At 67.2% G+C, this 21,467-nt stretch carries 18 protein-coding genes and 2 pseudogenes; 9 read left to right on the top strand and 11 right to left on the bottom strand.

The annotated features are described in order from the left end of the window. Nucleotides 1–58: 58 nt before the first annotated feature. Both G6N41_RS27060 and G6N41_RS27055 read right to left on the bottom strand, forming a co-directional pair. Nucleotides 59–1,246, bottom strand: a pseudogene (locus G6N41_RS27060) (CoA transferase). A gap of 176 nt (nt 1,247–1,422) precedes the next feature. Further along, nucleotides 1,423–2,067, bottom strand: coding sequence for a TetR/AcrR family transcriptional regulator (locus G6N41_RS27055; RefSeq protein WP_020732120.1), 645 nt, complete (start codon nt 2,065–2,067; stop codon nt 1,423–1,425). Between the two features lie 84 nt (nt 2,068–2,151). Between G6N41_RS27055 and G6N41_RS27050 the strand changes: the two are divergent. Both G6N41_RS27050 and G6N41_RS27045 read left to right on the top strand, forming a co-directional pair. Further along, nucleotides 2,152–3,858, top strand: a pseudogene (locus G6N41_RS27050) (CocE/NonD family hydrolase). Between the two features lie 78 nt (nt 3,859–3,936). Continuing rightward, complete coding sequence (locus tag G6N41_RS27045) at nt 3,937–4,638, top strand: cation diffusion facilitator family transporter (RefSeq protein ID WP_198966188.1); 702 nt, start codon at nt 3,937–3,939, stop codon at nt 4,636–4,638. Nucleotides 4,639–4,681: 43 nt separating this feature from the next. On the opposite strand, the gene ctpC is transcribed toward G6N41_RS27045, so the two are convergent. The 4 genes from ctpC to G6N41_RS27025 all read right to left on the bottom strand — a co-directional run bounded on the left by ctpC (nt 4,682) and on the right by G6N41_RS27025 (nt 9,451). Continuing rightward, nucleotides 4,682–6,880 (bottom strand): manganese-exporting P-type ATPase CtpC, encoded by a 2,199-nt coding sequence (gene ctpC / locus G6N41_RS27040; protein ID WP_407663708.1) that lies wholly within the window; start codon nt 6,878–6,880, stop codon nt 4,682–4,684. Nucleotides 6,881–6,889: 9 nt separating this feature from the next. Further along, on the bottom strand, nt 6,890–7,168 hold the full coding sequence (locus G6N41_RS27035; RefSeq protein WP_011740561.1) for a DUF1490 family protein: 279 nt from the start codon (nt 7,166–7,168) through the stop codon (nt 6,890–6,892). 115 nt (nt 7,169–7,283) lie between these two features. Further along, entirely contained in the window at nt 7,284–8,006 is a 723-nt protein-coding gene (locus G6N41_RS27030; RefSeq protein ID WP_198966187.1) for a TIGR03089 family protein, read from the bottom strand. Further along, a complete protein-coding gene (locus G6N41_RS27025; protein WP_198966186.1) occupies nt 7,994–9,451 on the bottom strand; it encodes an LCP family protein in 1,458 nt (485 codons plus the stop codon). The genes G6N41_RS27030 and G6N41_RS27025 overlap by 13 nt, the downstream gene beginning before the upstream one ends. Nucleotides 9,452–9,518: 67 nt before the next feature. On the opposite strand from G6N41_RS27025, the gene rfbD reads away from it, so the two are divergent. Genes rfbD through manB form a run of 3 tightly spaced genes read left to right on the top strand, consistent with a single transcriptional unit; the run spans nt 9,519 to nt 12,400 of the window. Next, nucleotides 9,519–10,445 carry a dTDP-4-dehydrorhamnose reductase gene (gene rfbD / locus G6N41_RS27020; RefSeq protein ID WP_198966185.1) on the top strand — a complete coding sequence of 309 codons (927 nt, stop codon included), beginning with the start codon at nt 9,519–9,521 and terminating at the stop codon, nt 10,443–10,445. Continuing rightward, the gene (locus G6N41_RS27015) at nt 10,438–11,322 is read left to right on the top strand and encodes a glycosyltransferase family 2 protein (protein ID WP_198966184.1); all 885 of its coding nucleotides are present in this window, start codon (nt 10,438–10,440) and stop codon (nt 11,320–11,322) included. The genes rfbD and G6N41_RS27015 overlap by 8 nt, the downstream gene beginning before the upstream one ends. 1 nt (nt 11,323) lies before the next feature. Then, nucleotides 11,324–12,400, top strand: a complete 1,077-nt coding sequence (gene manB / locus G6N41_RS27010) for a mannose-1-phosphate guanylyltransferase (RefSeq protein ID WP_198966183.1) — start codon at nt 11,324–11,326, stop codon at nt 12,398–12,400. A gap of 28 nt (nt 12,401–12,428) precedes the next feature. Here manB and G6N41_RS27005 read toward each other — a convergent pair whose 3' ends face one another. The 4 genes from G6N41_RS27005 to cofD are packed head-to-tail and all read right to left on the bottom strand — an operon-like array spanning nt 12,429 to nt 16,939. Next, nucleotides 12,429–12,977, bottom strand: coding sequence for an NUDIX hydrolase (locus G6N41_RS27005; protein WP_198966182.1), 549 nt, complete (start codon nt 12,975–12,977; stop codon nt 12,429–12,431). Then, nucleotides 12,974–14,560, bottom strand: coding sequence for an Eco57I restriction-modification methylase domain-containing protein (locus G6N41_RS27000; RefSeq protein WP_198966181.1), 1,587 nt, complete (start codon nt 14,558–14,560; stop codon nt 12,974–12,976). The genes G6N41_RS27005 and G6N41_RS27000 overlap by 4 nt, the downstream gene beginning before the upstream one ends. A 28-nt stretch (nt 14,561–14,588) precedes the next feature. Further along, the gene (locus tag G6N41_RS26995) at nt 14,589–15,953 is read right to left on the bottom strand and encodes a coenzyme F420-0:L-glutamate ligase (RefSeq protein WP_198966180.1); all 1,365 of its coding nucleotides are present in this window, start codon (nt 15,951–15,953) and stop codon (nt 14,589–14,591) included. After that, the gene (gene cofD, locus G6N41_RS26990; protein ID WP_198966179.1) at nt 15,950–16,939 is read right to left on the bottom strand and encodes a 2-phospho-L-lactate transferase; all 990 of its coding nucleotides are present in this window, start codon (nt 16,937–16,939) and stop codon (nt 15,950–15,952) included. Before cofD ends, G6N41_RS26995 begins: the two co-directional genes overlap by 4 nt. A 408-nt stretch (nt 16,940–17,347) precedes the next feature. Here cofD and G6N41_RS26985 point away from each other — a divergent pair, with 408 nt between their 5' ends. Continuing rightward, nucleotides 17,348–17,704, top strand: a complete 357-nt coding sequence (locus tag G6N41_RS26985; protein WP_020788379.1) for a WhiB family transcriptional regulator — start codon at nt 17,348–17,350, stop codon at nt 17,702–17,704. A 65-nt stretch (nt 17,705–17,769) separates the two neighbouring features. Here the strand turns inward: G6N41_RS26985 and G6N41_RS26980 are convergent, their stop codons facing one another. Beyond that, entirely contained in the window at nt 17,770–18,192 is a 423-nt protein-coding gene (locus G6N41_RS26980; RefSeq protein WP_020727278.1) for a metallopeptidase family protein, read from the bottom strand. Nucleotides 18,193–18,365: 173 nt separating this feature from the next. Here G6N41_RS26980 and G6N41_RS26975 point away from each other — a divergent pair, with 173 nt between their 5' ends. From G6N41_RS26975 to G6N41_RS26965, 3 genes are all read left to right on the top strand, one after another. Further along, the gene (locus G6N41_RS26975; RefSeq protein WP_181005660.1) at nt 18,366–18,812 is read left to right on the top strand and encodes a DUF3499 domain-containing protein; all 447 of its coding nucleotides are present in this window, start codon (nt 18,366–18,368) and stop codon (nt 18,810–18,812) included. A 146-nt stretch (nt 18,813–18,958) separates the two neighbouring features. Continuing rightward, nucleotides 18,959–20,359: a phosphomannomutase/phosphoglucomutase gene (locus tag G6N41_RS26970; RefSeq protein WP_198966178.1), complete on the top strand. Its 1,401-nt coding sequence runs from the start codon at nt 18,959–18,961 to the stop codon at nt 20,357–20,359. Next, nucleotides 20,356–21,465 (top strand): TobH protein, encoded by a 1,110-nt coding sequence (locus G6N41_RS26965; protein ID WP_198966177.1) that lies wholly within the window; start codon nt 20,356–20,358, stop codon nt 21,463–21,465. The genes G6N41_RS26970 and G6N41_RS26965 overlap by 4 nt, the downstream gene beginning before the upstream one ends. Nucleotides 21,466–21,467 lie beyond the last annotated feature (2 nt).

Raw genomic sequence — 21,467 nt, 5'->3', positions numbered from 1 at the left:
ACCCCGGCACTGATTCATTGACAACTCACAAGAAAGTTTCCGGTGCTGACCGCGAAACTTAGGATTCGCCCAGAAGTGTTTTGTTGTGCTCGCCGGTGGCCGGCGGGGGATCGGCGAGCACCGCGCTGAAGCTCGAGTAGCGCGCGGGCGTCCGGATCACCGTGACGGCGTCATCGCCACTGCCGACCTCCAATGCCAGCTCGTTCTCGGCGAACAACGGCGTCGTGACGACCTGTTTCCAGGTGTAGGCCAGGCAGGCCATCAAACCGCCTTCGTGTAGCAGTTCGACCCACTGCGCGGCGGTCTTGGCGGGCAGGGCCGATTCCAGTTCTTCGGTCAATTCCGCGCAGTTGATCGCCCGCGCGCGTTGGTCGATGAAGCGCTCGTCGTCGAGGAGATCGGGCCGGCCGATGATCTCGCACAGCCGCTGTCAGTGCTTGGGCACGTAGGCGCTGATGAGCAGGTAGCCGTCGGCGGCGCGGAAGGCATCCGATGGCTGGGTCGCAAAGGCAACCCGCTTGCGGCGCGCGCCTGTGGGTGTCTGCTCGGGCTTGGTGGGCGCGTCCGAACTGGGGCGATTGAGGTGCATGGTGAGCTGGTTGGCCTGCAGCCCGACCGCGACGTCGTACATCGCCACCCGGACGGTGTCGGCCACCCCGTGCCGCTCGCGGTTGAGCAGCGCGGCCAGGACCGCCTGGGCTAGCACGTGCCCGCTGGCATTATCGACCAACTGAAACGGGATGATCTGTGGCTTGCCGTCGGGGGTGGGCATTCCGGTGGTCATTCCCGCCTCGGCGGCGACCATCAGATCGACGCCCGGTCGAGTGCCGTGCGGGCCGTTGCCACCGAATGCCGACAACCGGGCATAGATCAGTTTGGGGTTGCGGGCGCGCAGGGCCTCAGGGCCAAGGCCCATTCGCTCCATGACGCCGGGCCGAAACCCCTCCAGCACCACGTCGGCGGTGTCGGCGAGCCGCAGGATCTGCCGGCGAGCCGTGTCGGTGGACAGATCCACCGACACCGACTTCTTGCCCCTGTTGTTCGGCAGGAAATAGGTCGCTAGCGGCGGGCGGTGCGGCAGCACGGCGGTGATGTGCCGCGCCGCCTCACCGCCGGGGGCCTCAACCTTGATCACCTCGGCGCCCAGGTCGGCCAGGACCTGTCCGGCCAGTGGCCCGGCAACGTTCTGCGTGAAATCGAGCACCCGAAACCCATCGAGTGGTTTGGCGGGGTTGCCCTCGGGCATCGGCAAATCCTTCCCTGCTGCGCGTGTCACCAGGCGACCGGCTCGGCGCGCTCGGTGGGACGAGTCGCGACATCGTGACGTTCGCCCCGAAAACTCGAGCTGTCAAGTGGGATATCAAGATCGGCCACTGCTCAGCCCGGTTGACGAGCCGCCGGGGCGGCGCAGCGCACCGTGGCTCAATCGCTGCTGTCCGGATTGCGCAGGACGGCGTTTTGCAGGGTGGTGGTGAGCCAGGCTTCAAAGCGCTGCAAGCTGAACCCGCCGTGGGTAACCATGATCTCGTGGCTAGCTGGACTGGTGAGGGCCCAGGCGGTATCCACCGCGTCTTGGCGCGGCAATCGCAGGGCATCGTCGGGGATGGCCACCAGCAGTGCCCGCATCGTTTCCCGGCGCAGCATCTGGATCTGATGCCACTCCGCTGCGATGGCGCTGTCGACGCCGGATCCGTCGCGGTAGGCGCGCCACGCTATTGCCGAGCGCCGTGCCGCATCGCAGACCAATGCGGAAACCTGGGCCAGGGTCCCGGCGGGGCTATCGGGTTGAAGTTGGGCGGCAAAGTGCTGTCCCGACGGCGCGGCGTCGGGGGCGAGGGTGCTCTCGAGATAGCCGCGGAGCAGCGCGCGTTTGCTGCCCCAGGCGAGGTAGAGCGTTTGCACGGTCACCCCGGCTCCCTCGGCGATCCGGCTGACCGTCGAGGCGACGTATCCGACACGAGCGAATTCTTCGGCGGCGGCCGCGAGCAACAGGTGACGGGTCTGCGCGCGCGACGCGGCCCCCGCTTCGCGCACCCGGGTCGTGTTTCGCTGCCGCTTTCTTTCCATCGAAGTTAGCATACTTCAGCGTGCTAGATTGTAACTCAATCAGGATTGAGTGCCACTCAAGTATGAATTTGAACAGGAGTTATCGTGCCGACGCGAAATCCAATCTACGACCGTCCATGGCGGCGGGCCGGGGTTGTCCGCTACGCGGCGACTCGGGTACGGGCAATCCTGCGGCCGCCGGTGAGGGTGTCGGCGGCGCCGCCGGACCTGGTGGTGGACCGCGACGTTTCCGTTCGGATGCGCGATGGTGTGGTGCTCCGGGTCAACGTCTACCGTCCCCCCGGTTCGGGCCCGTTTCCCGTCATCCTGGCGGCTCATCCGTACGGCAAGGACCGGCTGCCCAAGCGCAGATGGTGGGGCTGGGGCATCAATCCGCAGTTCAGGATCCTGCGCCAGCCCGGCCAGGTGGAGATCTCGAGCGAGACCAGCTGGGAGGCGCCCGATCCGGTCTGGTGGCTGGCCCATGGCTATGCCGTCGTCAACGCCGACATCCGCGGCGCCGGGACATCCGATGGCGCCGGGGCCTTGATGTCCGACCAAGAAGCCGAGGACGTCTACGACCTGATCGAGTGTGCCGGCGCCGCGCCCTGGTCCAGTGGCAGCGTCGGCATGGCGGGCGTGTCCTACCTGGCGATGGCACAGTTCAAGGCCGCCGCGTTAGGACCGCCGAGCCTCAAGGCGATTTGCCCCTGGGAGGGGTTCACCGATGCGTACCGGGACATGTTCAACCCCGGGGGAGTGGCGGAAAAGGGCTTCTCGCGAGTCTGGCAGACCGGCACCAAGCATGTGATGCGGGTGACCGAGGACATCGGCGCGCAGCGCCGGGTGCACCCGCTGCGTGATCAGTGGTGGCAGTCCCTGGTGCCCGACCTCGGCCGGATCGAGGTCCCGATGCTGGTCTGCGCCAGCTTTTCGGATAACAACCTGCATGGGCGCGGTTCTTTCCGGGCATTCGAAAAGGTCGGTGCCGAAGACAAGTTCGCCTACACCCACCGGGGCGGCAAGTGGACGACCTTCTACAGCCCCTAGGCCCGCCAGGCCCAGCTCGCCTTCTTCGACCTCTATCTCAACCACCTTGATGTGCCCAAACCGCCCCGGGTTCGGCTCGAGGTGCGCGAGCGGGGCGACGTCATCGCGGAGACTCGCGCCGAGCGGCAATGGCCACTGGAAAACACTGACTGGCGCGACCTCTACCTGGCCGACGACGGTGTGTTGGACCATGAGCTCCCGGCGGCCGAGGGATCGGTCAGCTTCCACACTCGCAGGCGCGCAGCGGCATTCACCCTTCCGGTGGTGGCAGATCTCGAGCTCACCGGTCCGATGAGTTTGGCGCTGTGGGTGTCAGTCGAGGGTGCCGACGATGTCGCGTTGTTTGCCGGCGTTGAGAAATGGGTTGGCAACAAATGGGTTTCGTTTGAAGGGTCCTACGGTTCCGGTCGGGACCGGATCACCACCGGGTGGCAACGCGTATCGCTGCGAGAACTCGATGTCGAGTAGTCGACGCCATACGAGCCGGTGCACACTTTCGCACACTCCCAGCCGCTGTCGCCGGGTGAGGTTGTTCCCGTCGAACTCGCATTGGGCCCATCAGCAACCGCCTTTCGCCACGGCGATCGCATCCGGCTGGTCATCGCCGGTCGCCAGCTTGCCCCGCGCAATCCGCTCTACGGAAGTTTTCCCGCCCTGTACGCGCCCAGCCCGCCGGCGCGCTGCACCCTGCACTGGGGAGCGGACCGGCCGGCACGGTTACGGGTCCCGGTGATCGGCTCCGGCGACAACGCCCCAGCCTGAGAATTACTACCGCCCAGCTCAACCGCGCCGCGCGCCAACCTGTCCGAGGGTCACAGAAACTTGACCTACCATCGCCTGATGAACACTTCCGGTTCGGTCGGCAAGGTAGGTGACTTGGCCGGCGACGCCTGCTGCGATGTGTCCACGGCACCGGCGCATACCGGGCACTCCGGCGATGCGGCCTGGCGGCAGGGCGTTCGATGGGCGCGCCGGCTGGCCTGGATCAGCTTGGCCGTATTGGTCACCGAGGGTGCTGTCGGGGTGTGGGAGGGCGTTGCCGTCGGGTCCGTCGCATTGACCGGATGGGCCCTCGGTGGCGCATCCGAAGGGCTGGCCAGCGCAATGGTGTTGTGGCGGTTCACCGGTTCACGCACGTTGTCGGAGACCGCCGAGCGCCGCGCCCAACGTGGTGTCGCCGTGTCTTTCTGGTTGGTTGCCCCGCTGGTTGCCGCGGAATCCATTCGCCACCTCACCGACAAGCACGAGTTTGGCACCTCGGTGATCGGAATCGGGTTGACGGCCTTCGCTTTGGTCGTCATGCCCATCCTCGGCCGGGCCAATCACAAGCTGGGTGTGCTCTTGCAGTCCGGGGCCACCGAAGGTGAAGGCACCCAGAACCATCTGTGCGCGGGCCAAGCCGCCGGGGTGTTGCTTGGGCTTGCGATCACCGCGGCCTGGCCCGGCGGCTGGTGGATCGACCCGGGGATCGGGCTCGTCATCGCCGGCATAGCCGTCTGGCAGGGTGTCAGAGCCTGGCGCGGCCAGGACTGCGGCTGCTGAGTAAGGCCTCGCCGATCCGAGGCCTTACCCGAGCATCGAGGCCTCACTCCAGGCGGTACCGGATCAGCCGGGAGCTGTTGGCTACCACCGCCACTGAGGACGCGTTGTGCAGGATCGCGGCCAGCACCGGTGAGAGCGCTCCGCCCGCACCGATCAGCAGTCCGGCGGCATTGACGGCGATCGACATACCGTAGTTCTGCCGGATCACGTCGACTGCCCGCCAACCGAGATCGCGGACGTCGAGCAGCCGATGCAGATCGTCGTTGGCCAGCGCCACATCGGCGGTCTCCACGGCGACGTCGGTTCCGGCCAGGCCCATCGCGATTCCGATATCGGCGGCGGCCAGTGCCGGGGCATCGTTGATGCCGTCACCGACCATGCCGACCACGTAGCCCTCGTCCTGTAGGTCCCGCACCACTTCGAGCTTGTCCTCGGGCATCACCTCGGCGCGCCATTCGTCGATCCGCAGCTCTTCGGCGACGACTTTGGCGATGTCGGGGTGATCCCCGGTGAGCATGACGATCCGGCGAACTCCATTGTCCCGCAACTTGGTCAGCACCTCGGGGGCCTCGGGCCGCACTTCGTCGCGCAGGCTGATCAGCCCGACCAGCGTGCCGTCCACGGCGAGCAGCAGCGGTGTTTCGGCCTGTTGCCGCAGCTTGCCGACCCATTCCGATGCCTTCTTGGATACCTTGACCTGCTCCGACTCGAGCAGCGATGGGCTGCCGAGCAGCAGGGTCCGGCCGTCGGCCCAGGTTCGCATGCCCAGCCCCACCAGGACCTCGCACTCCTCGTGCGGCGGGATGCTGATGCGGCGTTCCTCGGTCGAACGGATCACCGCCGCGGCCAGTGGGTGACGGGAGTGGATTTCCGAGCTGGCGGCGTAGGCCAGAACCTGCTCGGGCTCCCAATCCTTGTGCATCGCAATAATGTTGGTGACCACCGGACGTCCCACGGTGAGGGTTCCGGTCTTGTCGAACACGATTGCGTCGACCCGGCCGGCCTGTTCGAGGTGCGATCCGCCCTTGATCAGGATGCCGCGCCGGGCGCCGTTGCCGATGGCGGCGCTGATCGCGGTCGGGGTGGACAGGCCTACCGCGCATGGGCACGCGATCAACAGCATCGTCATCGCGCGCCGGACATCCCCGGTGACCAACAAGGTGATGGCCGAGACGATGAACGAGGTGGGCACGAAGCGGCGAGAGAAGTTCTCGCCCACCGTTTGAATCGGTGCCCGGTCGTTCTGGGCTTCTTCGACCCTGGTGATGATCCGCCCGATCGTGGTCTGGTTGCCGACCGCCTGCGCACGCACCACCAGGCGCCCGCGTACCACGACGGATCCGGCGTGCACGGTCGCGCCGGCCACGACGCTGACCGGCAGGTTTTCCCCGGTGATCGCCGACTGGTTGACGATGGCCTCACCGTCGACCACTTCACCGTCGACCGGGATGGCAACGTGATCGTGCACGACGACCTCGTCGCCGATCTGCACACTGTCGATCGGTACCTGGACCTCGGTTCCTGCCTCGGGGCCGTCGGTCAGCCGGATCCAGGCGGTGTCCTGGTTGCCGCGCAGTAGCTCCGAGATGGCGCGCCGGGTCCGGCGCAGGGTTAGATCCTGCAGGTACTCACCGATATTGAGCAGCCACAGCACGGTGAGCGCGACGACGTTTTCCCGCAGGATGAGGCTGGCGATCGTGGCCGCCGAGACCAGCGCGTCGGTGCCGGCCTTGCCGGAGCGCAAGGAGCGCAGGGCGCCGCGCAGGAAGGGATAGCCGGTGAAGATGGTGACGCCGGTGGCCACCATCCTCCCGCTCGGCCCCAGCAGTGGTGGGCGCGCGAACACATACCGGCGAACGCCCAGCAGCGCCAGTGCCGCTCCACCGATCACCATGCGCAGCACATCGGTGTTGCGGATCTCGGTCGAGTGGGGTGCGCGCGCCGGGATCAGTTCGGCGGCAACGTGCTTGGCGCCGCCGATCGCTTCCAGTACCGCGGCGCGGTCACAACGTCGCGGTGAGTACCACACCACGACCGACCCGGTGCGCGGGTAGGCGTGGACGACCCGTACCCCGTCCTGCTTGGCGACGGCCTCTTCGACGGCTACCGCGCGCCGGGAATTGCCGCGTACCCAGTCCGCCCGGACGCGCATGCGTCCGGCCGCGTCGGAAAGTACGACCAGGCCGGTGGTGTCGTCACCGTCCGCACCTGCTGGGACCTCTTTAACGACCGCTAGGGTCATGTCGCCGGATCAGTGGTCGTGGTCGTGCGCGCCGACGGCGGGGGTGGGCGCCTCTTCACCAATGCGTTCGCGGGCCTCGGACATCACGTCGGAAATCTTGAGCCGGGCCGACTCCGCGGCCTCTTCGGCCTTGCGGGTTCCGCGCAAGCTCAGCTCCGCTGCCGACACCGCGGTCTGGCGCAGTGGTGCCTTCTTCGCGGCCTTGCGGACCACGTCATAGGCCGCCGCCCCGACCACACCGTGGACCACGAGTGTGCCTAGCTTCGCGAACAATCCGTACGCCACCATTACCTGAACCTACCTTCCGTCGTGTTCTCGCCTTGGACCCTCGACGCTAACATCTAAATATCGCGATATCAACATGTATTGGGCGTGCCGGGTGCGGCGCTGATCACGCGCCGGATCACAAGACGCGCGACACCTTTTCCATCTCGATCCGGCGCTGCATGGCCTCCGGATCGGGGTTGGCTACCTGCACCAACGACGCGCCCACGGACAGAATTGCCAACAGGTGATCCACCAACTCACCGGGGCTGGTCCAGGTACCGGTGGACAGCACCCGGTCGGCCGCCGTCAGGTGCCGCGCCGTCGCCGACTCGGCGCACTCGCGCAGCACTTGCTCGACCGATCGGCCGGCCAGCGCCGGTCCGGGCAGCCGTTCGGGACTGATCTGGTCGCCGTGCACCCGCACCGAGGTCGCGTAGTCGGTGACGCCCACCGGTAGGTCGGGAGCGGGGCGGCCGAACGGGTCCAGTGACAGCACCGCCACCTCGCCGGCTGCGTCCTGCACGGCACTGTCGGCTTCATCGAGGCGCCCCGCGGTGCACAGCGCGACGTCGGCCGCACTGTCGAGCACCACTTCGGCCCCGATCCACCACACCCCGAACAGCACCGCAGCGGTCTGCCAATGGGCCGGCAGCAGAATCGCGACCCGGCTTTGCGGTCCGGCGGCCAGTTCGTCGCGCAGCAGGTTGGCGGTCTTGGCGGCCCAGTTGGCCAGTGTCACCGCCGACAGTTCGATGCGCTCGCCGGTGGCATCGTCGTAATAGGTGATTCGGGGGCCGACGGGATCGGCCCGCAGCATCGGGTCGAGGATCGCCGCGCTGAGCGTGCTCAGTTGATGCACTCCGGCTGATCTGATCCGGCGGTCAGGATCGGCGACGGCGGGGGAGCGGTGTCGGAGTACCCGGGGTTGGAGGCATGCGCGGGAGCCATCGCGCCGCCCAGTCCGGAGCCCGGGCCGCTGTAGTCGTTGGACAGCACCACCCGAACGGATCCGCTCGTTATCGACGTGTCGGCGACCACCGGTAGGCCGCCCAATTCCTTGGCGACCTCCTGTGCTCCCAGATCGTCGGTGGTGGCGGCGCGAACCTGGCTGAGCTTGACATGGCCGGCCTCGTTGTTGCCGACCGAACCGGTGGTAAACCCTTTTGCGCTCAACACATCTGACACCGCCGCCGCCAGTCCGTTGATGTCGGTGTCGTTGACCACGTCGGCGGTGGTCTTGGCGGGCGCGTACGCGAGTTCCGCGGTCTTGCCTTCGTTCTGCTCGTTGAGCAGGCTGCCGACCCAGTCGGCAACCTGGTGCGGGTCGACGCGGACCACGCTTTGCATGCCGTCGTCGCTCCAGCCGGACCCGTCGAGCACCGGGATGGTGGCGAAGGCGACGTTGCCGCCGGTCAGCTGTTGTAGCTGTTGGACGAAGTCAATGATGTTCCAGCCGGAAGACAGCACCACCGAGCGCTGCACGGCTTGCTCCAGGCGCCGCACCGTCGTCGGGCTGGACAGTGTCTTGCCGGAGATGACCCGGTGGGCCAGTGAGGCCATCACCGCTTGCTGACGCACCACCCGGTCCAGGTCGCCTCGGGGCAGCTCGTGGCGCTGACGCACGAAGGCCAGTGCCTGCGGGCCGGTGAGTTTCTGTCGCCCGGCCGGAAAATCCGCTCCCGAAAGCGGTTCGTAGACGGGCCCGTTGAGGCAGACATCGACGCCACCGAGCGCATCGGTGATCAACGCGAAACCCAGCAGGCCGATCTCGGCGTAGTGATCGACGGTGACACCGGTGAGGTCGGCAACGGTCTTGATCAGCGCCTCGCGACCGGCCTCGGTACCGGCGGCCTCGGCTTCCGCCGCCGAGGCGCCGGCCTGGACCAGGCCGGCCCGCTTGGTCTCCCTGGTCTGGCCGTAGATGCCGTTGATCTTGGTCTTGCCCAGGCCGGGGGCCTGGACATAGGAATCGCGCGGGATCGATATCGCGGTGGCCGACCTCCCGTTGTTGGGGATCCGGACCAGGATGATCGTGTCGGTGTTGGTGGCCTCCTCGTCGCCGGCCCGCAGGGTCGCCAATTCCTCGGGCGTCAGCGGATTGCCGTGGGCATCGGTACGGCTGTCGAGGCCGACCAACAGAATGTCGATCGCTCCGTCGTCGGCGCCGTGTCCCAGCGAGGGTGCGGACATGTGGAAGATGCCGCCTTCGAAGGACCGGACGTTGGTCCACGCCAAACCGGTGCCCAGGACGACCACGACGGCCAATGCGGTAGCGGCCGCACGAACCACACGTTGCACAGGCATCACTGTAGGTTACTTGTGTAACAGCCGCTTTCCTGTTAGCCCGCTCCGGCGTGCCAGACTCGAACGCATGGTTGGCAGGTCAGAGAGGCTGGTTATCACCGGCGCAGCGGGGCAGCTCGGCGGTGTTTTGGCTGCCCAGGCGGTGCGTGCGGGCCGTGATGTGTTGGCAAAAACGTCATCGGAATGGGACATCACCGACGCCGCGGCCACCGGGGAGATCATCGGAACCGGTGATGTCGTGATCAACTGCGCTGCCTACACCGACGTCGACAGCGCGGAAAGTGATGAGGCTCGCGCCTACGCCGTCAACGCCACCGGCCCGGAAAATCTCGCCAAGGCCTGTGCGCGCGCCGGTGCGGCGTTGGTTCACGTCTCCACCGACTACGTATTCGATGGTGATCACGCTGATCTGCCCGACGGGGCGCAGCCGCAACCCTACGAGCCCGGCGACAAAACGGCGCCACAGGGCGTGTACGCGCGCAGCAAGTTCGCCGGTGAGCAGGCGGTGCTGGCGGCCCTGCCCGATGCCGTCGTGGTGCGGTCGGCCTGGGTCTATACCGGCGGGACGGGCAGTGATTTCGTCGCCATCATGCGCCGACTGGCCGCTGGAGAGGGTCCGGTGGATGTGGTGGACGACCAAACCGGGTCACCGACCTATGTGGCCGACTTGGCGGCCGCGCTGCTGGAAGTGGCCGATGCCGGCGTGCGCGGGCGCCTGCTGCACGCCGCCAACGGGGGCGCGGTCTCGCGGTTCGGGTTGGCCCGCGCGGTGTTCGAGGAATGCGGCACCGATCCGCAGCGGGTGCGCCCGGTCAGCACCGCACAGTTCCCCCGGCCGGCGGTGCGGCCGGGCTACTCCGCGCTGGGCGGGCGGCAGTGGGCCGCAGCAGGCCTGACTCCGCTGCGTCCGTGGCGCAGTGCCCTGGTCGCCGCGTTGGCCGCGGCTTCGGACCGGGCTTTGGCCGGTCGACCGGTACCCTCGACGAGTGACTGACGTCCTGCCGGTCGTGGCGGTGACCTACTCGCCGGGCCCCCACTTGGAGCGCTTCTTGGCGTCTTTGTCGCTGGCCACCGACCGTCCGGTAAGTGTGCTGCTGGCCGACAACGGCTCCACCGACGGAACACCTCAGGCGGCCGTCGAGCGCTACCCCAACGTGCGGATCTTCCACACCGGGGCCAACCTCGGGTACGGCACCGCGGTGAACCGGGCCGTCGCCCAACTCACCGAACAACCGGAGCCAGACGACTGGCTGATCGTGGCCAACCCGGACGTGCAGTGGGGGCCGGGCAGCATCGACGCGCTGCTCGAGGCCGTCGAGCGCTGGCCCCAGGCCGGGGCGTTGGGCCCGCTGATCCGCGATCCCGATGGATCGGTGTACCCGTCGGCGCGCCATCTGCCCAGCCTGGTCCGCGGCGGTATGCACGCGGTGCTCGGGTCGGTATGGCCCCGCAATCCCTGGACCAAGGCCTATCGCCAGGAACACCTCGAGCCCAGCGAACGGCCGGTGGGCTGGCTATCGGGTTCGTGCCTATTGGTGCGCCGCTCCGCGTTCCGCCAGATCGGCGGTTTCGACGAGCGCTACTTCATGTATATGGAAGACGTGGACCTCGGCGACCGGCTGGGCCAGGCTGGCTGGCTCAGCGTCTATGTGCCGTCGGCGGAAGTGCTGCACCACAAAGGCCACTCCACCGGACGCGATCCGGCGAATCACCTGGCGGCACACCACCGAAGCACCTACATTTTCCTGGCGGATCGCCATGCCGGCTGGTGGCGGGCCCCATTGCGCTGGACTTTGCGAGGATCGCTGGCGGTACGCTCCCGTCTGATGGTGCGCAGTTCGCGCCGAAAGCTGGTAGAAGGGCGGCACTGACTTGGCAACCAACGGCGTCGACGCGGTGGTCCTGGTTGGTGGTAAGGGCACGAGGCTGCGCCCGCTCACCCTGTCCGCACCCAAGCCCATGCTGCCCACGGCTGGGCTGCCGTTTCTCACCCACCTGCTCTCGCGCATCGCCGCGGCGGGGATCGAACACGTGGTGTTGAGCACGTCGTATCAGGCCGGGGTGTTCGAGGCCGAGTTCGGCGACGGATCCAAGCTGGGCCTGCAGATCGACTACGTCACCGAAGACAAGCCGTTGGGGACCGGTGGCGGCATCGTCAACGTCGCCGGCAAGCTGCACCACGACACCGTGATGGTGTTCAACGGCGATGTGCTCTCCGGTGCGGATTTGGACCAGCTGCTCGACTATCACCACCAGAATCAGGCCGACGTCACCCTGCACCTGGTGCGGGTGGGCGACCCCCGGGCATTCGGCTGCGTGCCCACCGAGGACGGCCGGGTCACGGCGTTCTTGGAAAAGACGCAGGATCCGCCCACCGACCAGATCAACGCCGGCTGCTATGTCTTCAAGCGCGAGATCATCGACCGGATTCCCCGGGGCCGTGAGGTATCGGTGGAACGCGAGGTTTTCCCCTCGTTGCTGGCCGACCCCGACATCAAGATCTACGGCTACGTCGATGCCACCTACTGGCGGGACATGGGCACGCCGGAGGACTTCGTGCGCGGCTCGGCGGATCTGGTGCGCGGGATCGCGCCTTCCCCGGCGCTACAGGGCCAGCGTGGCGAACAACTGGTACACGACAGCGCGGCGATTGCTCCCGGCGCGGTGCTGATCGGCGGCACCGTGGTGGGCCGAGGCGCCGAGATCGGACCCGGTGTCCGGCTGGACGGCGCCGTCATCTTCGATGGCGTCAAAGTCGAGGCGGGCAGTGTGATCGAACGATCGATCATCGGCTTCGGCGCGCGCATCGGCCCGCGTGCACTGGTCCGCGACGGCGTGATCGGCGATGGCGCCGACATCGGCGCGCGCTGCGAGTTGCTGCGCGGCGCCCGCGTCTGGCCGGGCGTCTCCATTCCCGACGGCGGCATCCGCTACTCGTCGGACGTGTGATCGCCGGCCGCCCAGGCTGCGGTCGGTGTCAGGCCCTCTCCGCCGCGCGGTCGACCAGGTACCGCACCGCGTGATCGGTGCCTGGCGGCAACGCATCCGGCGGCCACCACTGCAGATCGTCGGATTCCTCGCTTACCGTTATTTTCGCCCCGGCCGGCGCACGCGCCACGAACTGCAGGTCGAGATGACGTGTCGGCACTCCCAGTGAGCAGGTCACCGGGTGGACATGCACGGCCACCAATTCGGGGTCGATGAGCAGGTCGTCGATGCCGGATTCTTCGGTCGCTTCCCGCAATGCCGCGGCGACGATGTCATCGTCGTCCTCGCAGTGCCCGCCCAGCTGCACCCAACGGCCCAGCCGCGGATGCAAGGTGAGCAGCACGTGGCCACGCTCGTCGAGCACCAGCGTCGACGCGCTGATATGACCGGCTTCGCACTCGCGCAGACACGCATCGGCGCGGGCGTGCAGGAAGGCCAGCACGGCATGACGTAGCGAGTCCTGGGCCGGGTCCGGGGCCCGCCACTGCGACAGCATCGCGATCGCGGACTCTCGAACACCGACGGGGGCAACCTTCATCGTGATCCCCGTTTGATCCGGCGATCACGCAGCGTCATCCAGGCCGAGCGGCATCGCGCCAAGGCGTCTGGACCCATGTCCAGTTCGCCGATCAGCACATGTCGGTCCACCAGGTCCAGCGCCTTGTCGATCTCATCGGCCTTGAGCAGCAGGTCCAGATCGGTGGCCAGCTCGGCACCGGCATGGGTAGGCGGGGGAATCGGAAGTAGGTCGGCCTCACGGGGTTCCAGTTCCAAGATGCCTCCTCCGTAGCTGCGGCCCATGATCTCGGCGAAGGCGAATGTCACGCTGTTGTGGAACGCCACGGCCAGGGCCGTCGGGTCGACTCGGGGCCCTGCCGTCTTGATCCGGACTCGATGCACCGTGTCGGTGCTGGTTGCCGCCGCGGAATTGACGCTCAGACGCGGCGTCCGATGGATTTGGCGCAGCATGAACAAATCTGGGACCCACAGCGACGGTGTGCTCCACCACGGCTTGCGGATCGAGCACTTGTAGCCCAGGTGGACACCAGCCGCCTCGCCGGCGTCGATGTGCGCGATCAGCGCTGGGTCGGCCGGATCGGCGGGAGCGTCGAGCAACCAGGTCCGATGATCGGCGGCGATATCGCTTGCCCGGCAGTTCGGGTCGTAGACCAGACCACGCAACTGCGCGCTACGGGAAACCAGCGGCACGCAATGTGCCGCCAGCCCCAATTGGTGCGCCACGGTGTCGGTGAAAGTGAAGAAGCTGTTGCGGCCCGTCACGATGCCCACATTCACATCGGCCACCGCGCCCAGCCGGATCAGCGCATCGCATTGTTTGAGCGCGCGCATTGTCTGAATTTGACGGGGGTCAAGAAAGTATTTTGTCCACTTCTCATTTTCGTGCAGCAGCGCGGCCGCGGGCTCGACGTCAAGATCAGCGGTCGCAAGCGCGTCGGCGTCGCCGAGGTTGACCGTGCGGATCTGCGCGGCGTCACTGCCTACGACACCACAGAACAAAACAACTTCCTGCAAGACTCCATCGAATATCAACCGGTCGAAGGTCACCAAGGTGATTTCCCGGAACCGGTCCAGCAAGAATTCGCGTAATTGACCGGCGTAGCCGACCTGAAGCAGTTCGGCGGGTAGCACCAGACCCACTCGTCCGCCGTCGCGCACCAGGATGGTGCTCGCCACAACGAACGGTACCCATGCGTTGGTCAATCTGGTGGGGTTCAGTCCGACCTGTCGCATGAGTTCCAAAGCCGGGTCTCGTTGGTCGGCCGGCCAGTTTCCGAACCTGATGTAGGGCGGGTTGCCGGCCACCCCGTCCCAGCGGCCGGTCGCTGACTCGTCCAGCCAGGTGAACAGGTTCGTATTGTCGACGGGCGCGAACCGTCGAGCCTTGGCCGCTTCGTCCGCGATGAGCTCCACACCCCGGGCGCTGCCACTGGCCGCGGCCAGCTCGGCCAGGATCCGGCCGTCGCCGCACGATGGCTCCAGGATCTTCGCCCCGGCCCGGCCGACCCAGCGCGCCAGAAATCGGGCTACCGGCGCCGGGGTGTAGTAGCCGCCGCGGACCTTTTCAGCAGACGCGGCGGTCTTGCCCGCGAACGTCTTCATTGCGCCAAGTATCGTCGCAGTCGTCGGCTCACTTGCGGATCACCAGGTCCCGGGGGTGCACCGGGTCGCGTAACTCGGCCGGCTGCTGCGCGTAGCCGATCGCGATGGCGCCCAATGGCTCCCAGTCGGCGGGCAGCTGCAACTGTGCGCGCACCAGGTCGGCGGCAAAGATCGTGGAGCCGATCCAGCAACTGCCCAGCCCGCGCACCGCCAAAGCCACCAGCAGGGCCTGCACGGCCGCTCCCACCGCGACGGTGAACATGGTGTGCTCGGCTTGGGTGCGGGCCCCGTCGGGGTAGGTGTGCGCGCCGTCGGGGACCAGCATCGGAATCACGACCTCGGGCGCATCGTAGAGAATCTGACCGCGCGCGACTCGGCGTTCGATCGAATCAGCCGACCTGCCGTCGCCGGCGAGGTCGTGGCGCCACTTGTCTTTCATGGCGTCGAGCAACGCAATTCGGGTGGCATGGGATTGCAGCCAGACGAACCGCACCGGGCGGGTGTGGTGTGGCGCCGGAGCGGTGAGCGCTTCTGCGACGGCGGCCTCCAGCAGCTGCGGGGGGACCGGCTCGTCAGCGAACTGCCGGATCGACCGGCGCATCAGTTGGGCTTGTTGGTGGCCCAGCTCGATGGCTTCGGCGGTGCCCAGCCAGAACAAGTCTTCCTCGCCCGGACGTACCAGATTCCGGGCGGTTGAGCCGTCGTCGCGCACCGGCAGCCCGCGCACCACGGCCACTGGCATCGCGGTCAGTTTGCCCTTGACCAGATCCGCCGCGGCGGCGATTTCGTCGGCGACCGCGATCTCGGTGACGATCAACTCGTTGCCATGCCGGTCGGTGGCGCCGGAATAGTTGTGCAGTACCGAGACGCCGGCGGCGCCGACCGCGGCGTCGATCTGGCCGTTGCGCCAGGCGCGGCCCATGGTGTCGGTAATGACCACGGCGACGGTGACACCGAGCCGCTCCCGCAGGCCGGTACGCAGAGCCGCCGCACTGGCGTCGGGATCGACTGGCAGCAATGCCAATTCAGATCGATCCACGTTGGAGCCGTCCACGCCGGCGGCAGCCTGGACCAGTCCGAGCCGGCTCTCGGTGATCAGGGTGCGGCCCTTGCGCGCGAGTACCCGCACCGCTTCGTCGTCGACCAACTTGCGGCGCAGCTGATCTCGGGCTTCTTCATCGGCAGGTGCGGTCACCAACCGGCCCTCGCACTTGGACACCACTTTGCTGGTGACCACGACTACGTCGCCGTCGCGCAACCACGGTGCGGCCGTGGCGATGGCCGTGCTGAGCTCATCACCGGGGCGGAATTCGGGCAGGCCCTCGACCGGCAAGATCTCGATAGCCGATGCCGTGCCGTGTTCGCCCGTCGGCGGTAGCGCAGGACCGCTCACACCGTCACGCCTGCAAGCTCGAGACCGGCCCGCACCATCTGTGCCGTCGCTTCCGGGTCACTCATCAGCAGCGGTATCGATCGCACCGTGACTGAGTCGATTTCGGCCTGATCGCCCTCGGCGACCAGCCAGTAGTCGAGTACACCGGTGACGGCGCGGGCGCCGTAGTGCCGGCCGACCGCCTCCGCGGTGGTGTCCACACCGATCACCGAAAGGCAGGCATCGGCCATGCCGCGCACCGGCTTTCCGGCGATGATGGGGGAGTAGCCGATGATCGGGGCGCGGGTGGCCCGCAGCGCGGCGCGGATGCCGGGAACCGCAAGGATGGCCCCGATGCTGACCACCGGGTTCGACGGCGCCAGCATGACGACATCTGCATCGGCAACCGCTGCCGTGACTTCTGTTGTGGTGCTAGCTGTTTCGGTGCCGATGAAGGCAAAGCTGTGCGTTGGCAGTTCAGCGCGATAGCGCACCCACCATTCCTGGAAATGGATCGCGCGCTGCGCCTGGTCGGCCGGATCGGTGACCACAACGTGTGTCTCGCAACGATCGTTGCTCACCGGTAGCAACGTCGCGCCCGGTTGCCAGCGATCGCACAGTGCCGTGGTGATCTGTGCCAGCGGGTAGCCGGCCCGCAGCATCTGGGTGCGCACCAAATGGGTTGCCAGGTCTCGATCACCCAGCTGGAACCAGTCGGGCTGGACGCCGTAACGTGCGAGTTCCTCTTTGGCATGCCAGGTTTCGTCTCGATGGCCCCAGCCGCGCTGGGGGTCCACGCCGCCGCCGAGGGTGTACATGCAGGTGTCCAGGTCTGGGCAGATGCGCAGCCCGTGGATCCAGGCGTCATCGCCGATGTTGACCACTGCGGTCAGTTCGTGGCGCGCGTTGTCGTCGGGTGTGGCAAACTGGCCCAGGCGGAGCAGACGCTGCGCCCCGAGTAGGAAGCGGGCGCCGCCCACTCCGCCGACGAGAACGGTGAGCTTCACAACGCAGGACAGTACCTGTTGGCTAAGGCAGGGTCGGGCGGGGTCAGGCACGCGGGGTTAGTCGGGAGGGTAGTCTGTCGCCGCACATCGTGACCGAGCCAGGAAGGACTTTCGGCAAGTACTGTGACGAGTTCCATTCGACACGCCGGGACCGCAACTGAAACAGAAACGCCGAATTTTCATCACGAGATGGTATGGAAATGCGCCGTAGTGCTTGACCAGGCTGCCCAACCCGTGTCTAATCACATCAGTGTCATTTCCCGGTTGGCCGGCCGGTTTCGGTGTCGCAGACCGAGATTCGATCACTAGTTCGAATTGGGTTGTCTGTACATCAAAACAGTGGGAAACCATTCATTATCTATTAGGTGAGGAGGCGGAGGCATGCCCTATGAGCACCTTCGGGGCGTAATGGGAGGCACACCGCACACCACGGCCGGTTCGGTGACGGTGTCGCCGATGGAAATTGCCCGGCCGCATTTGAGTTTGGTTCCCGATGCGTCTGCCGCATTCGAGCCTGAACCGCTGCCGGAGCCGGTAGACCCGCCCGCCGACCAGTGGCAGGACCGCGCCCTTTGCGCGCAAACCGATCCCGAGGCTTTCTTCCCGGAGAAGGGTGGCTCCACCCGGGAGGCCAAGAAGATTTGTCTGGGCTGCGAGGTGCGGCACGAGTGCCTGGAGTACGCACTGGCCCACGACGAACGCTTCGGCATCTGGGGCGGCCTGTCCGAGCGCGAACGCCGCCGCCTCAAGCGCGGCATCATCTGATCAGAGCTGAGTCGGATGGGGTCCAGACCTGATCCACTGCGGATGCGACTGGGCCAACCGTCGATCTAGTCGTCACCGATGGTCGGATCGATGACCGAGGGTTCAACGTCCAAATGAATGGCCACCTGGGCCACCAAGATCTCATGCAGTAGTTCGCCGAGCTCGATGGTGTCTTTAGCCCGTCGCTCTATTGGCTTGCGGAACAAGACAATTCGCGCCCGCGTGGAGTTGCCGCGGACGTCCACTCCTGCCGGAATCAGCCGGGCAAGCGCAATGGGGCCGTCGGCGATCACTTCGGGCGGCCACTGCACACTGTGCGGATCCTTGGCCGCGATGCGGGGGATCTCGTCGACCGCGATGTCCAGTTCGGACAACCGATCTTGCCAACGACGCTCGATGGGTTCGTATGCCTCCAGCACCGCCATGTCGAAGCGCTCGGCGCGGCTGCGCCAGCCGGGCACCGTGGGCGGCAGCAGCGGGCCGCGCAAATCGCGACCCCGGCGTCTGGCTCGGCGCGACGCGGGCCTGCCGCTGGGCCGACCGCTTCGCTCGAAGCCGCGGTAATCGCTCACGCGCCGATGGTAACGGTTGGACATCGTGGCTAGAGCGGATGCGCGTGTCCGCCCCTTCGGCGGCGTTTCCGCACGATAGCCTTTGCCTCGTGAACGTACCCCGTCGCTGCTGCCGGCCCGGGTGTCCGCACTATGCAGTGGCCACGTTGACGTTCGTCTACTCGGACTCGACTGCGGTAATAGGTCCGCTCGCTACCGCGCGGGAACCACACTCCTGGGACTTGTGTGTTGGTCACGCTGGCCGAATTACCGCCCCGCGCGGGTGGGAGCTCGTGCGCCATGCGGGCCCACTGCCTACCCACCCGGATGAGGATGACCTGGTCGCGCTCGCCGACGCCGTGCGCGAACAGGGCCCAACCGCGGATGCATCCTGCGCGGGTGCAACAGGTGCGGCACACAACGGATTCTCTGACCAGGTGATGCGTCATGCCGGAGCGCATGCCACCGCGCCGAGCGGTGGCGTGCTGGCTTCACCCGAACATCGCTCCGGCCGGCGCCGTGGACACCTGAGGGTGTTGCCCGACCCCTCCGATTAGTTCTGGGCCCGACTTCGGCCCAGCCCCGGTCGGTCGCTGTCGGCGGCCCCGGCAACTCGACACCGTTCGGGTCCCCGGCTGATTCGGCGGGCCGATAGGCTGGCGGCCAAGAGTCCAACCAATCTAGGTCGTCAGGAGCCCCCGCCATGTCTTGGCCCGCCGCGGTTATCAATCGTGTCATCAAGGCTTATGACGTCCGAGGGCTGGTAGGCGAAGAGATCACCGAAGCCCTGTGCGCCGATATCGGCGCCGCGTTCGCGCGGTTGATGCGCGGCGAGGGGGCGCGGCAGGTGGTGATTGGCTACGACATGCGCGACAGCTCGCCGGCGCTGGCCGCGGCCTTCGCCAGTGGGGTGGTCGCGCAAGGCCTCGACGTGGTGAGCATCGGTCTGGCATCCACCGACCAGCTGTATTTCGCCGCCGGGCAGCTCGATTGTCCGGGCGCGATGTTCACTGCCAGCCACAACCCGGCGGCCTACAACGGCATCAAGCTGTGCCGGGCCGGCGCCAAGCCGGTCGGTGCGGACACCGGGCTCAACGCCATTCGCGAGGACCTGGTCAATCCGGTGGCGATCGCCGTGGCCGAGACCGCCGGAACAATCGCCGACAAGGATGTGATCGGGGACTACGGGGTGTTTCTGCGCTCGCTGGTCAACACCGCGGATCTGCGACCGCTGCGGGTGGCCGTGGACGCCGGTAACGGGATGGCCGGGCACACCGCGCCGGCCGTACTCGGTGCGATCGATTCGGTCACGCTGTTGCCGTTGTATTTTGAGCTCGACGGCACCTTCCCCAACCATGAAGCCAACCCGCTGGACCCGGCGAATCTGCTGGACCTGCAGAAGTTCGTGGTGGCAACCGGTGCCGACATCGGGCTGGCCTTCGACGGGGATGCCGACCGCTGCTTCGTGGTGGACGAGCGTGGGGAGCCGGTCTCGCCGTCGACGGTGACCAGCCTGGTGGCGGCGCGCGAGCTCAGTCGGGAGATCGGCGCCACCGTGATCCACAACGTGATCACCTCGCGCGCGGTGCCCGAGCTGGTCGTCGAGCGCGGCGGCACGCCGCTGCGTTCGCGGGTCGGCCACTCCTATATCAAGGCCCTTATGGCCGACACCGGCGCGATATTCGGCGGGGAGCATTCGGCGCACTACTACTTCCGCGACTTCTGGGGCGCCGACTCGGGAATGCTGGCCGCGCTGTACGTGCTGGCGGCCCTCGGTGAGCAGAGCCGACCATTGTCGGAGTTGACCGCCGACTATCAGCGCTATGCATCCTCGGGCGAGATCAATTTCACCGTGGCTGACGCGCCGGCGTGTGTCGAGGGCGTCTTGAAGTCATTTGGTAGCAGGATTGTATCCATCGACCACCTGGATGGGGTGACGGTGGATTTGGGTGACGACAGCTGGTTCAACCTGCGCAGCTCTAACACCGAGCCGCTGCTGCGGCTCAATGTGGAAGCCCGCAGCGCCGAGGATGTCGACGCGGTGGTCCAACAGGTCAGCGCGGAAATCGTTGCCCAGTCACCCCGGGGAGAGGCGGGACCGTGAAGGCCACCCAGGCGATCGATCTGGAAGATGCCGATGGCCTGATTGCTGCTGATCGAGACGGCCTGTTGCGGGCCGCATCGACGGCCGGCGCGCAGGTGCGCGCCATCGCTGCCGCGTCCGACGAAGGCGAACTGGACTCACTGAACATCGATGACCGACCACGTACGGTTATCTGGGTGGCCGGCCGGGGCACCGCCCAGGCCGCCGGGGACGTGCTCGCCGCAACGCTGGGGGCGACGGTTGGTGCGCCGATCACGATCGCCACTAAGGCGCCGCCGTGGGTGGGCCCGCTCGACGTGATGGTCGTCGCCGGCGACGACCCCGGAGATCCCGCGCTGGTGGGGGCGGCCGCGATGGGAGTGCGTCGAGGTGCGCGGGTTGTGGTCGCGGCCCCCAACGAGGGGCCACTGCGCGATTGCGCGGCGGGTCGGGCCGCGGTGCTGGCACCGCGGTTGTCGGTCCCCGACGAATTCGGGCTGTGCCGCTACCTGGCCGCGGGGCTGGCCGTGCTGCGCACCGTGGATCCCAAGCTGCGCATCGACCTGGCGGCGCTGGCCGACGACCTGGACGCCGAGACGTTGTGCAACAGCGCCGGTCGCGAGGTATTCACCAACCCGGCCAAGGCACTTGCCGCGCGCATCTCCGGTCGCCGGATTGTGCTGGCCGCCGATGGTGCCGCGACATTGGCCCTGGCCCGCCACGGCAGTTCCGTGCTGCTGAGGATCGCGCACCAGGTCACCGCTGCCACCTGGCTGGCCGACGCGGTTGTCGCGCTGCGTGCCGGGGCGGCTTCCGGGTACGACGCCGGTGTGGACGCGTTGTTCCACGACGAGGAGATAGACGGCCCGCGGTCGGAGCAGATGCGAGTGCTGGCACTGACGCTGGCCGCCGAGCGCACAGTGGTCGGCGCGCGGGTCGCCGGGATCGACAACATCGACCTGATTGCGGCCGAGGATGCGGCGCAGATTCCAGGGGGACCCGGCGGGCCCGCCGGCTCGGACCGTGCGCCGGCTCCGACCGCCGCACCCCGCGCCGAACAACAACTGGCAGTATTGGCCGTTCGCCTGGAGATGGCTGCGGTGTATTTGCGACTCGTGCGGGGATAGGT

The organism is Mycobacterium shottsii, from assembly GCF_010728525.1.
Classification (GTDB): Bacteria; Actinomycetota; Actinomycetes; order Mycobacteriales; family Mycobacteriaceae; genus Mycobacterium; species Mycobacterium marinum.
Note: the sequence above shows the minus strand (reverse complement) of the source record. Positions and strands in the feature narration are given on the sequence as shown.

Bases quoted from the DNA above. Each gene is read 5' to 3' on its own strand.
- G6N41_RS27055 (WP_020732120.1), bottom strand. From the start codon at position 2,067: ATGGAAAGAAAGCGGCAGCGAAACACGACCCGGGTGCGCGAAGCGGGG.
- G6N41_RS27045 (WP_198966188.1), top strand. From the start codon at position 3,937: ATGAACACTTCCGGTTCGGTCGGCAAGGTAGGTGACTTGGCCGGCGAC.
- ctpC (WP_407663708.1), bottom strand. From the start codon at position 6,880: ATGACCCTAGCGGTCGTTAAAGAGGTCCCAGCAGGTGCGGACGGTGAC.
- G6N41_RS27035 (WP_011740561.1), bottom strand. From the start codon at position 7,168: ATGGTGGCGTACGGATTGTTCGCGAAGCTAGGCACACTCGTGGTCCAC.
- G6N41_RS27025 (WP_198966186.1), bottom strand. From the start codon at position 9,451: ATGCCTGTGCAACGTGTGGTTCGTGCGGCCGCTACCGCATTGGCCGTC.
- rfbD (WP_198966185.1), top strand. From the start codon at position 9,519: ATGGTTGGCAGGTCAGAGAGGCTGGTTATCACCGGCGCAGCGGGGCAG.
- G6N41_RS27005 (WP_198966182.1), bottom strand. From the start codon at position 12,977: ATGAAGGTTGCCCCCGTCGGTGTTCGAGAGTCCGCGATCGCGATGCTG.
- G6N41_RS27000 (WP_198966181.1), bottom strand. From the start codon at position 14,560: ATGAAGACGTTCGCGGGCAAGACCGCCGCGTCTGCTGAAAAGGTCCGC.
- G6N41_RS26985 (WP_020788379.1), top strand. From the start codon at position 17,348: ATGGGAGGCACACCGCACACCACGGCCGGTTCGGTGACGGTGTCGCCG.
- G6N41_RS26970 (WP_198966178.1), top strand. From the start codon at position 18,959: ATGTCTTGGCCCGCCGCGGTTATCAATCGTGTCATCAAGGCTTATGAC.